The sequence below is a fragment of the Pseudomonas sp. ICMP 3272 genome, from assembly GCF_001466905.1.
Classification (GTDB): Bacteria; Pseudomonadota; Gammaproteobacteria; order Pseudomonadales; family Pseudomonadaceae; genus Aquipseudomonas; species Aquipseudomonas amygdali.
The window spans coordinates 1-12064 of record NZ_LKEK01000077.1 but is presented as its reverse complement, the minus strand read 5'-3'; the positions used below and the strand labels follow the sequence as shown (position 1 = coordinate 12064).

Annotated in this window: 8 protein-coding genes; 4 read left to right on the top strand and 4 right to left on the bottom strand. The window is 59.5% G+C overall.

Annotated elements, in window-relative coordinates:
- The first annotated feature begins 310 nt into the window (after nt 1-310).
- Nucleotides 311-4075 carry a sensor domain-containing protein gene (locus AO068_RS21595; protein ID WP_410003673.1) on the top strand — a complete coding sequence of 1255 codons (3765 nt, stop codon included), beginning with the start codon at nt 311-313 and terminating at the stop codon, nt 4073-4075.
- A gap of 357 nt (nt 4076-4432) precedes the next feature.
- Nucleotides 4433-5686 (top strand): serine hydroxymethyltransferase, encoded by a 1254-nt coding sequence (glyA, locus tag AO068_RS21590; protein WP_003340745.1) that lies wholly within the window; start codon nt 4433-4435, stop codon nt 5684-5686.
- Nucleotides 5687-5791: 105 nt separating this feature from the next.
- Here glyA and yjiA read toward each other — a convergent pair whose 3' ends face one another.
- The 3 genes from yjiA to AO068_RS21575 all read right to left on the bottom strand — a co-directional run bounded on the left by yjiA (nt 5792) and on the right by AO068_RS21575 (nt 9165).
- The gene (yjiA, locus tag AO068_RS21585; RefSeq protein ID WP_058409403.1) at nt 5792-6769 is read right to left on the bottom strand and encodes a GTPase; all 978 of its coding nucleotides are present in this window, start codon (nt 6767-6769) and stop codon (nt 5792-5794) included.
- A 95-nt stretch (nt 6770-6864) separates the two neighbouring features.
- Entirely contained in the window at nt 6865-7062 is a 198-nt protein-coding gene (locus AO068_RS21580) for a YbdD/YjiX family protein (RefSeq protein WP_002555232.1), read from the bottom strand.
- Nucleotides 7063-7089: 27 nt separating this feature from the next.
- A complete protein-coding gene (locus tag AO068_RS21575; RefSeq protein WP_058409402.1) occupies nt 7090-9165 on the bottom strand; it encodes a carbon starvation CstA family protein in 2076 nt (691 codons plus the stop codon).
- Nucleotides 9166-9452: 287 nt separating this feature from the next.
- On the opposite strand from AO068_RS21575, the gene AO068_RS21570 reads away from it, so the two are divergent.
- On the top strand, nt 9453-9827 hold the full coding sequence (locus AO068_RS21570; protein WP_058409401.1) for a PilZ domain-containing protein: 375 nt from the start codon (nt 9453-9455) through the stop codon (nt 9825-9827).
- A 14-nt stretch (nt 9828-9841) separates the two neighbouring features.
- On the opposite strand, the gene radA is transcribed toward AO068_RS21570, so the two are convergent.
- Entirely contained in the window at nt 9842-11209 is a 1368-nt protein-coding gene (gene radA / locus AO068_RS21565) for a DNA repair protein RadA (protein ID WP_002555235.1), read from the bottom strand.
- A gap of 194 nt (nt 11210-11403) precedes the next feature.
- On the opposite strand from radA, the gene mscL reads away from it, so the two are divergent.
- Complete coding sequence (gene mscL / locus AO068_RS21560) at nt 11404-11850, top strand: large-conductance mechanosensitive channel protein MscL (RefSeq protein ID WP_002555236.1); 447 nt, start codon at nt 11404-11406, stop codon at nt 11848-11850.
- Nucleotides 11851-12064: the final 214 nt, after the last annotated feature.

Below are 12064 nucleotides of genomic sequence, written 5' to 3'. Positions count from 1 at the left end.
CCGTGCTGACACATATAAAGCCTGGTCGATATTGCAAAAAGTGGAGTCACTCATGCAGGAGTCGGTGGATACCACGCGTTGCGCAAAGCTACCCGAATGCAGCGTGCAGGGCAAACGATCCGGCCCAATGGGGCTGGCACTCTGCCACAAGTAAAGGCATGCTAGCCGCCCTCTTTGGGCGACCCGCTTATTTTACATAAAGCATCGCTGCTTCAGTCCAGCAGTCAGGAACAACGATTTGCCCACTTCAACGCCTCTGCCGTCATCCAGTGTCGCTACAGACAGTGCGACCAGGCCTTTGCGCGGCTCAGTGAAAGGTGCATTGGCCGCGCTGGTGTTGGTGGTGCTTGCACTGCTGCTCTGGCAATTGATCGAACAGTTTCATCAGACTCAGGAACGCCAGCGCCAGCGCAGCCTGGAGTACAGCATCCAGCTTTCCGACCGGATGAGTCTGAACATGGCACTCAAGGCGCAAATCGCCATGAATCTGCTGGACGAAGCGCAATCCTCCGGAGACCGGCTGGAGCAGCCGACGGCGCTGGCAAGCCTTCGTACTGCCCTGCCCGCGCTGCGCAGCGCCGCGCGACTGAACCCGACGGGTGACATTGTCAGTGACAGCGCCGAGGCATCCCGCGACGGAGAGTTTCTCAAGCAGGCCATGAAAAAGGCCCAAGGCCACCCCTATTTCTACACCGGCACCGAAGACGGTAAACAGATTTATGTACTGATTCGCCAAGGCGGTGGCGTCAGCGGCGATTACTGGGCGCTGCGCATGGCACCCGATGCCTTGAAGGACCTGACCAGCCAGCCCGCTCAAGACTTTCAACATGTGTGGCGCCTGGAACAACGCAAGACCCAGCGGGTTCTCATCCGTGAACCGGCACCCTCCAACGAGGCGGACAGCGGTCTTTCCGAGACCGTTCTGCTTCAGCCACTGAGCAACAGTGACTGGCAACTGCGGGGCCTGTTCGATACCTACAAGGCCCGCAGCGAGCTGCTTGCGCCATTGATCGGCAAGTGCCTGGTCGGCCTGCTGCTGTCGATCCTGCCGCTGATCGCGCTGATGAGCCTGCGCAAGCGTCAGCGCCAGATGCTGCAAAGCCGCCGCCGCTATCGCGATATCTTCGAGGGTGCGGGCGTTGCGATCTGCGTCATGGACATGTCGGGTCTGCAAGAGCAACTGGAAGCACTCCAGGTCAGAACGGACGAGGACTTCGAGCTTCTGCTCAAAAGCCAGCCAGCCTCGCTGAAAAGACTGTTGCAGCAGTTGCGAATCAACGAACTCAACGAAGTTGCCCTGGGCCTGCTGGAAATCGAACACAGTGAACAGGCGTGGCAGCCGTTGATCGAAGGCGAATCGCGGTCGCGCCCCGGCATCGGCGTTCAGGTCATTCAGGCTGTTCTCGCCGGGCTGCCAAGGCTGGAGCTGGAAATCTGCCTGACACGCGCAAGCGGCCAGGACCAGCATCTATGGCTGGTCATGCGCCTGCCCGAGTCACGCAGCGACTTCGATGCCGTCATTCTCAGCATCGGCGATATCACCAGCCGCAAACAGATCGAGCTGTCATTGCTGGACCGCGAGAGCTTCTGGTCCGACGTGGTGCGAACCGTGCCGGACCACCTGTACGTTCAGGACGTACTCAGCCAGCGCGTGATCTACAGCAACCACCATTTCGGCTACACACTGGGCTACAGCAAGTCCGAGCTGCGTGCCATGGGCGAGTTCTTCTGGGAAATCCTGCTGCACCCTGACGACGCCAGAAGCTACCAGGACATGCGCCTGCGCCAGCGCCACCACGGCCATAACGAGTTATTACAATGCGTGCTGCGCTTCCGGGATCGCGAGAACAACTGGCGCTGCTTCGATGTGCGCGAACAGGCGCTGGCCTGGGACGCAGAAAACCTGGTCACGCGCATCATCGGCATCGCCAAGGACATTACCGAGCAGGTTTCGTCCAGCCAGTCGCTGCGTGACAGCGAACAGCGTTATCGCATGCTCGCTGAAAGCATCAGCGATGTGATCTTTTCCACGGATGGCCAGTTGGCGGTCAATTACGTCAGCCCCTCGGTGGAACGCGCGCTAGGGTACAGCGCCGAGTGGATTATCCAGAACGGCTGGTCCGCAGCTATTGCCAACCCTCAGCAAGTGATCGGTTTCGATGCGCTCATCAACCGCATCGGCAAGGTACTGCACAAACCTCAGGAACTCGCCAGATTGCGCGAAGAGGTGACGACCAGAATGTTTCTGTTCGACTGCCTGCGTGCAGACGGTCGCAAGATCCCGGTGGAACTGCGGGTGGTGCTGGTGTGGGACGAAAACGGCAATTTCGAGGGTATCTTCGGGGTCGGCCGGGACATCAGCCAGCAGCGTCGGGCAGAAAAAGACCTGCGCATGGCCGCCACCGTATTTGAACACTCGACATCGGCGATCCTCATTACCGACCCTGCCGGCTATATCGTTCAGGCCAACGAGGCGTTCACCCGCGTCAGCGGCTACGAAGTTGCCCAGGTGCTCGACCAGCTACCAGGCATGCTCACGGTGGAATCGGAACAGGAAAACCACCTGCGCTACATCCTCAGGCAATTGAACGGCCAAGGCACCTGGGAGGGTGAAATCAGGCTCAAGCGCCGTAACGGCGAACACTACCCGGCCTGGGTCGGCATTACCGCAGTGCTCGACGACGAAGGCGATCTGGCGAGTTATGTGTGCTTTTTCAGCGATATCAGCGAGCGCAAGGCCAGCGAGGACCGCATCCACCGTCTGGCCTATTACGACGCCCTGACTCACCTGCCCAATCGCACCCTGTTTCAGGACCGCCTGCATTCGGCGCTGCAACACGCCGAGCGCCAACAGGCCTGGGTGGTGCTGATGTTCCTCGACCTGGACCGTTTCAAACCGATCAATGACTCGCTGGGCCATGCCGCTGGCGACCGGATGCTTCAAGAAATGGCCACGCGGCTACTCGCCTGCGTATCTTCCGACGACACCGTGGCACGTATGGGCGGGGATGAGTTCACCCTGTTGCTGCAGCCGGACACCTCGCGCGAAGCCGCACTGACTCGCGCCATTCACGTGGCCGAGCGGATTCTGACCAGTCTGGTAACGCCGTTTGTACTTGAAGGCCGCGAGTTCTTTGTCACTGCCAGCATCGGCATCGCACTCAGTCCGCAGGACGGCAAGGAACTGAGCCAGTTGATGAAGAACGCCGACACGGCGATGTACCACGCCAAAGAGCGTGGCAAGAACAACTTCCAGTTCTATCAGGCGGACATGAACGCAACCGCTCTGGAGCGTCTGGAGCTGGAAAGCGACTTGCGGCATGCGCTGGAACAGCAGGAGTTTACCCTTTATTACCAGCCGCAGTTCAGCGGCGACGGCAAGCGCCTGACGGGTGCGGAAGCCTTGTTGCGCTGGCGCCACCCACGCCGCGGGCTGGTTCCGCCCAACGACTTCATCCCGGTGCTCGAGGAGCTAGGGCTGGTGGTGGAAGTCGGCGACTGGGTGCTCACTGAAGCGTGCCGTCAGCTCAAACAGTGGCATCAGGCGCGGGTTCGCGTCCCGAAAGTGTCGGTCAACATCTCGGCACGACAGTTCTCGGACGGCCAGCTCGGCAAGCGCATCGCCAACATCCTGGAGCAGACCGGCCTGTCACCTGCCTGCCTGGAGCTGGAACTGACCGAAAGCATCCTGATGCGCGAGGTCAACGAAGCCATGCAGATCCTCGACGGCCTCAAAAACCTTGGCCTGAGTATCGCTGTCGATGACTTCGGCACCGGCTACTCGTCGCTGAACTACCTCAAACAGTTCCCGATCGACGTATTGAAGATCGACCGCACCTTCGTCGACGGCCTTCCGTCCGGCGAACAGGATGCCCAGATCGCTCGCGCCATCATCGCCATGGCCCACAGCCTGAACCTCTCGGTCATCGCCGAAGGCGTGGAAACCCACGAGCAACTGGAGTTTCTCCGCGAGCACGACTGCGACGAAGTCCAGGGCTACCTGTTCGGCCGCCCGATGCCAGCAAGCCAGTTCGAAGCGCAATTCAGCAACGATGCGCTATTCATGCTGGATTAAGGGCGACGGTAAGCTGAGGGATGGGCAAAACAGGTGCTCTACCGGACACCTGCCGCTCCTCACGCACCAGCGCAGGAATGCCGTTCGGGATGCTCTGCGCTGCAAGCTCGGGACAGGACGCGGAGCATCGGCACGACAGTTACAAGACTATCGTTCCTCACGCTCCAGCGTGGGAATGCCGTTCGGGACGCTCTGCGTCTTATCCCGGCCGCGATGCGTAACTCAAGCCGAGCGGTAGACAGTCAAGCTTGCCGCTTGAACCTGTTTGCTACTCAAGATGATTCCCTTTCATATGCCAGATAAAACCCGATGGGGTAGAATACCCGCCTTTTCCGCCATGCCCCCTTGAGGACTGCCATGTTCAGCCGTGATTTGACTATCGCCAAGTACGACGCCGATCTGTTTGCCGCCATGGAGCAAGAAGCTCTGCGTCAGGAAGAACACATCGAGCTGATTGCCTCGGAAAACTACACCAGTCCGGCCGTCATGGAAGCTCAGGGCTCGGCCCTGACCAACAAGTACGCCGAAGGCTATCCAGGCAAGCGCTACTACGGTGGTTGCGAGTACGTCGACGTTATCGAACAACTGGCCATCGACCGCGCCAAGGAGCTGTTCGGCGCTGATTACGCCAACGTCCAGCCACATGCGGGTTCGCAAGCCAACTCGGCGGTCTACCTGGCCCTGCTGCAAGGCGGCGACACCATTCTGGGCATGAGCCTGGCTCACGGTGGTCACCTGACCCACGGCGCCAGTGTTTCGTCCTCGGGCAAGCTGTACAACGCCGTTCAGTACGGTATCGATGCCAACGGCATGATCGACTACGACGAAGTCGAGCGCCTGGCTGTCGAGCACAAGCCAAAAATGATCGTCGCCGGTTTCTCTGCCTACTCGCAGATCCTCGACTTCCCGCGCTTCCGTGCAATCGCTGACAAGGTCGGTGCCTACCTGTTCGTCGACATGGCTCACGTAGCCGGTCTGGTCGCCGCAGGCGTCTACCCGAACCCGGTGCCATTTGCCGACGTCGTGACCACCACCACACACAAGACCCTGCGCGGTCCACGTGGCGGCCTGATCCTGGCGCGCGCCAACGCCGAAATCGAGAAGAAGCTGAACTCCGCGGTATTCCCTGGCTCCCAGGGCGGTCCGCTGGAGCACGTCATCGCAGCCAAGGCCGTGTGCTTCAAGGAAGCGCTGCAGCCTGAGTTCAAGACCTACCAGCAGCAAGTGGTCAAGAACGCCAAGGCGATGGCCGGTGTGTTCATCGAACGCGGCTTCGACGTGGTTTCCGGCGGTACTGAAAACCACCTGTTCCTGCTGTCGCTGATCAAACAGGACATCTCTGGTAAAGACGCCGACGCTGCCCTGGGTCGCGCCTTCATCACCGTCAACAAGAACTCCGTACCGAACGACCCGCGCTCCCCGTTCGTCACCTCCGGCCTGCGCTTCGGCACCCCGGCAGTGACCACTCGCGGCTTCAAGGAAGCAGAGTGCAAGGAACTGGCCGGCTGGATCTGCGACATCCTGGCTGACCTGAACAACGAAGCGGTAATCGACGCCGTTCGTGAGAAGGTCAAGGCCATCTGCGCGAAGCTGCCGGTTTACGGCGCTTGATAAGCTTCGTTTAAACGCAGTACCAAAAGCCCCGACTCGTGAGAGCCGGGGCTTTTTGTTGGGCGGGTCGCTGCATGGGCAGAAGCTCAGCCGCTGCCCGACCTCTCAGCCGCATACCTTCTCGAACCCCGCCCGAATCTTATCCTCCGGCAATTCATCGGCAATAAACACAATCACGCTCTCGCGCTTTTCGCCTTCTGCCCACTCGGTATCCCAGTCGAAGCCATACAGCTTAAGCACGCCCTGAAACACCATTTTGCGCGGCTCTTCTTCGATGTTGAGCACGCCCTTGTAACGCAGCAGTTGCTTGCCGTGGTCTTCCAGCAGCTCGTTCATGAACTCGCTGAGACGGTCCAGGTTCAGGGGTTTTTCGCTGCGCAGGACGAGGCTGGTGATGCGGTCGCCTGAATTGCCGACCGGGGCCAGTGGGCGCAGTATCATGCCGCCGCTGAGGTCGGCGTTGAGGTTGAAGCCGCGCACGTCGAGCAGTTCAGCAAGGTCAATGTTGCCATGGTCGACGATGCGGATCGGGGCGCGGCGGTTGATGCGGGTCAGCCGCGCGCTAAGGGCATCGAAGGCTGCGTCGTCGACCAGATCACGCTTGCTCACCAGCAATCGGTCGGCAAAGCCGATTTGCGCCTGGGCAATGGTTTGCGCCAGGTGGGTATCGGCGTGGGCAGCATCGACCAGGGTAATGATGCCGTCGAGGATATAGCGCTCGCGCAGCTCTTCATCGATGAAGAAGGTCTGCACGACGGGTGCAGGGTCGGCCAGCCCGGTGCACTCGATCACCAGCCGGTCGAAAGCGATTTCGCCACTGTCCAGGCGCTCCAGCAATAGGTAGAGCGCCTTGGTCAGGTCGGTGTGGATGGTGCAGCACACGCAGCCGTTGGACAGGGTCATGATCTGCACTGGATCGGTGCCCAGCAACTGGCTGTCGATACCAGCATCGCTGAATTCGTTTTCGATCACGGCGATTTTCAGGCCGTGCTCGGCTTTGAGCAGGTGGCGCAGCAAGGTGGTTTTGCCTGCGCCCAGAAAACCGGTCAGCACGGTCACTGGGATGGGTTGCAACTCAGTCATAAGGCTCCTGGCGTGATGCATTGAGCAGAAATGAAAACGCGCCACAGGTGATGGCCTGCGGCGCGTCGGATCAAACAATAACGCAGATCAGAGGATCAGCAGCACTTCGGACCGCCCTTGCCGCCGTAACGTGCCTCTTGCCGCTCCCGGAAGAACTGCTCGTAGGTCATCATCGGCTTGTCCGGGTGGGTGTTCTGCATGTGTTCTACGTACGTGTCGTAGTCAGGCATGCCCACCATCAGACGCGCGGCCTGACCGAGGTATTTGCCGAGGCGACTCAGGTCATTGAACATGGGCAAATCCTCTGTGGATAACCATCATCACACCTGCGACGCTGGCGGCATGGCCTGGTAAGGAGCTTCCTTGTCGGTACGCGCCTTGGTCGTCCAGGCCGCACGGCCCACTTTAATGGCGTAGAACAGGATGCTGAACACCACGAACAGGAACAGCACGGTCAACCCGGCGTTGGTGTAAGCGTTGAAGATCACATGCTGCATCTGGTCCATGGTTTTGGCCGGGGCCAGAATCTGGCCAGCATCTGCCGCCGCGCTGTACTTCTTGGCCAGAGCCAGGAAGCCCACCGCAGGGCTGGCGTCGAACAGCTTGATCAGACCAGCGGTCACGGTGCAGATCAGCAGCCAGGTGGCAGGCAGCATGGTCACCCACACATAGCGCTGACGCTTCATCTTGATCAGCACGACGCTGGCCAGCATCAGAGCGATACCGGCGAGCATCTGGTTGGAGATGCCGAACAGCGGCCACAGGGTATTGATGCCGCCCAGCGGGTCGATTACGCCTTGATACAGCAGATAGCCCCACAGCGCCACGCAACCGCCGGTGCCGATGGCGTTGGCCGTCCACGACTCGGTGCGTTTCAAGGCCGGAACGAAACTGCCCAGCAGGTCCTGCAGCATGAAGCGTCCAGCTCGCGTACCGGCGTCGACTGCGGTCAGAATGAACAGCGCCTCGAACAGAATCGCAAAGTGGTACCAGAACGCCATGGTGTTTTCACCCGGCAGCACCTGATGAAGGATCTGCGCGATACCGACCGCCAGCGTCGGCGCACCACCGGCACGTGCCAGAACGGTGTTTTCACCGATGTCTTTCGCGACAGCAGTCAATTGCTCCGGCGTGATGGCAAAGCCCCAGCTGGAGACAGTCTGCGCAACAGTCACCACGTCACTGCCAACCACCGCAGCCGGGCTGTTCATGGCGAAGTACACGCCTGGCTCGATCACCGAGGCGGCAACCATTGCCATGATGGCCACGAACGACTCCATCAACATGCCGCCGTAACCGATGTAACGGGCGTTCTTTTCGTTATCCAGCAGCTTGGGCGTGGTGCCCGAAGAGATCAGCGCGTGGAAACCCGATACCGCACCGCAAGCGATAGTGATGAACAGGAACGGGAACAGTGCGCCCTTCCAGACCGGGCCTGTGCCGTTGGTGAACTGGGTCAGGGCCGGCATTTTCAGCTCGGGAGCCAGAATCAGGATGCCGATTGCCAGCGCCAGAATGGTGCCGATTTTGAGGAAGGTCGACAGGTAGTCACGCGGCGCAAGCAGCAGCCAGACCGGCAGCATTGCTGCCACGAAACCGTAACCCACCAACATCCAGGTGATCTGCACGCCGGTGAAGGTGAACATCGGCCCCCAGGTCGGATCGGCCGCTACCATGCCACCGACCCAGATCGAACCGAGCAACAGAATGACGCCTACGATGGAGATTTCACCAATACGGCCCGGACGGATGTAGCGCATATAGATGCCCATGAACATCGCGATCGGGATCGTCGCCATGACCGTGAACATACCCCACGGGCTCTCGGCCAGGGCCTTGACCACGATCAGCGCCAGCACCGCCAGGATGATGATCATGATCAGGAAACAGCCGAAAAGCGCGATGGTGCCGGGAATACGGCCCATTTCCTCGCGAACCATGTCGCCCAGCGAGCGACCGTCACGGCGCGTGGAGAGAAACAGGATCATGAAATCCTGTACCGCACCGGCCAGCACCACGCCAGCGATCAGCCAGAGCGTACCGGGCAGATAACCCATTTGCGCCGCCAGTACCGGGCCGACCAGCGGGCCTGCACCAGCGATGGCAGCAAAGTGGTGACCGAAAAGGATGTGTTTGTTGGTCGGCACGTAGTCCAGACCATCGTTGTTGACCACCGCCGGTGTCGCGCGCAACGGATCGAGCTGCATGACATGGGTGGCGATGAACAGACTGTAGTAACGATAGGCAACCAGGTAGATAGCTACCGCAGCGACCACTATCCACAAAGCGTTGATCGCTTCTCCGCGACGCAAGGCCACGACCCCAAGGGCACATGCCCCGACAATTGCGACGATGAGCCAGGGAACATGGCGCATCAGACTATTATTATTTTTCATTTTTTTATTCCAGCAGAGTTGACTAGAAGGCAAGCAGTGCGAGTTTAGCGCTGGATCAGCGAAAGACCACCCCCAACCATGGTCTAGAGCGAAATTTGATCAATTGCGGCAGATACCCGGCATAGAGGGCTGGAATGGACTCGACAGATGGTTGCCGGATCACAAAACAGTGATGCGGAACTGTTCTGTAATGGCTTTCAGGTCTATCGTGCAGGAACAACAGAATTGATCAGATAACGACCTGCCCGCTGCCCCCCCCGGTGGCGGTCAACAAGAGAGTTCATTCGATGACCGACTCACCCGAAGATCGCCGTCGTTTCAAACGCATTGCCTTTGATGCCAAAACCGATTTAAAGCAAGGCGATCAGACCTGGAAGGTTCAACTGGTCGATATTTCCCTGAAAGGGTTGCTCATCGAACGGCCCGATCCGTGGAACGGTGATCAGGCGCAGCTCTTTGAAGTCGACATCATTCTAAGCAACGACGCCCATGTAAAAATGGATGTCAAAATCACCCATGACAACAACCGGCAATTGGGATTCGTTTGCCGGCACATAGGGCTGGAGTCAATCAGCCACCTGAAGCGGCTGGTCGTATTGAACCTCGGAGACCCCGAAGAACTGGATCGGGAACTGGCAGCCTTGATCGAACTGCAGGGATAATCCTCAGGGCGAGGTTATTCGAACAACGCATCCAGTGCCTGCTCCAGACGCGTGACGGCAATGATCTGCAAACCGGGTGGTGCTTCCTTTGGCGCGTTGCCCTTGGGCACGATGGCGCGTTTGAAGCCGTGCTTGGCGGCCTCCTTGAGTCGTTCCTGCCCACTGGGCACCGGCCTGACTTCACCCGACAGCCCTACCTCACCGAACACCAGCAAGTCATGCGGCAGCGGACGATTGCGCAGGCTGGACATCACCGCCGCCATCAAGGCCAGGTCGGATGCGGTTTCCAGCACTTTCACACCACCTACTACGTTGAGAAACACGTCCTGATCGTGAGTCGGAATACCGCCGTGTCGATGCAGGACCGCCAGTAGCATGGCCAGACGATTCTGATCCAGACCCAGCGTTACACGACGCGGGTTGGACATGTGGCTGTCGTCCACCAGCGCCTGAACCTCCACCAGCATCGGCCGCGTGCCTTCCCAAGTGGCCATGACCACACTGCCCGGCACTTCTTCCTGAGCACGGGTGAGGAAAATCGCCGACGGGTTAGAGACTTCTTTCAGGCCCTTGTCGGTCATGCCGAACACGCCCAGCTCGTTGACCGCGCCGAAGCGGTTCTTCACAGCGCGCAGCAGACGCAGACGGCCATCCGACTCGCCCTCGAAATACAATACGGTGTCGACCATGTGCTCAAGTACACGCGGACCGGCCAGCGCGCCCTCTTTAGTGACGTGACCGACCAGAAAGATCGCCGTGCCGCTCTGTTTGGCGTAGCGCACCAGCAAGGCCGCGCTTTCACGAACCTGCGACACGCCGCCCGGCGCGGACTGCAACTGCTCGGTGAAAATCGTCTGGATCGAATCGATCACCATGACCTTGGGCTTCTCGACCTTGGCGGTGGCAATGATGGTTTCGATACAGGTTTCAGTCATGACGCGCAGTTTGTCCTGCGGCAGCCCCAGACGACGGGCACGCATGGCCACCTGCTGCTGGGATTCCTCGCCGGTGACGTACAACGCGGGCATGCGCTGGGCGATATTGCACAGCGTCTGCAACAGAATCGTCGACTTGCCGATGCCGGGGTCACCGCCAATCAGCACTACCGAGCCGTCAACCAGCCCGCCGCCCAGCACCCGGTCGAGCTCGGTGGAATTGGTGGAGAAGCGCGGGATCTCTTCGACACTGACTTCTGCCAGGGTTCTGATTTGCGCCTGTGAACCGGTCCAGCCGGTGCGCCCGGTGGGCGGCGCAGCAGCGCCACTCTCAATCATGGTTTCGACCAGTGTGTTCCAGGCGCCGCATTCGCTGCACTGGCCCGCCCACTTGGGAAATGTCGCGCCGCACTCGGTGCAGCCGTACAAGCGTTTGGCCTTGGCCATGACAACCCCAGTCGTAAAAAACGCCCATGATAACGCAGGTTGAGCCGGCAGCTACCTGCGCAGCGAACCATGACTTTCAAAACCGGATAAAACTTACACAGGCCGCTTCGGTCGATTGAACGTAGAACAGACGGCAACTGTAAGGCTGGACTACACTCTCTCGGATCACTTTTATCTGTAACAAGGAATTACCCATGAGCGTACTTAGCGAGTTCAAGGCCTTCGCGGTCAAAGGTAACGTGGTCGATATGGCCGTCGGTATCATCATTGGCGCGGCATTCGGCAAGATCGTTTCGTCGTTCGTCGGCGATGTGATCATGCCACCGTTAGGCTTGCTGATCGGCGGCGTGGACTTCAGTGACCTGGCCATCACCCTGCGCCCCGCGCAAGGTACGGCACCTGCTGTGCTGCTGGCTTATGGCAAATTCATCCAGACTGTTATCGACTTCATTATCGTCGCGTTCGCGATCTTCATGGGCGTCAAGGCCATCAACCGCCTCAAGCGCGAAGAAGCCAAGGCACCGACCCTGCCACCAACGCCTTCCAAACAGGAAGTGCTGCTGAGCGAGATTCGTGACCTGCTCAAGGAACAGAACAAACCGGCAGCGCCAGTCACTGTCGACCCTACGCGTCCGCTTTGATCGAATAAGGCCTGGACCTGCTGACTATCGTTCCCACGCTCCGCGTGGTAATGCATTTCGTGACGCTCCGCGTCACACAGTTCTGCGATTCAGTGAGATCAGGCTCGACTCGAGTCACCTTTTCGCCCCTCGGCGAGTTACTTTGATGGGGCCAAAGTAACCAAAGCCCCTCGCTCCTGTTTCCGGCCCGACTTCGTCGGGTTCCTTCGCCCTG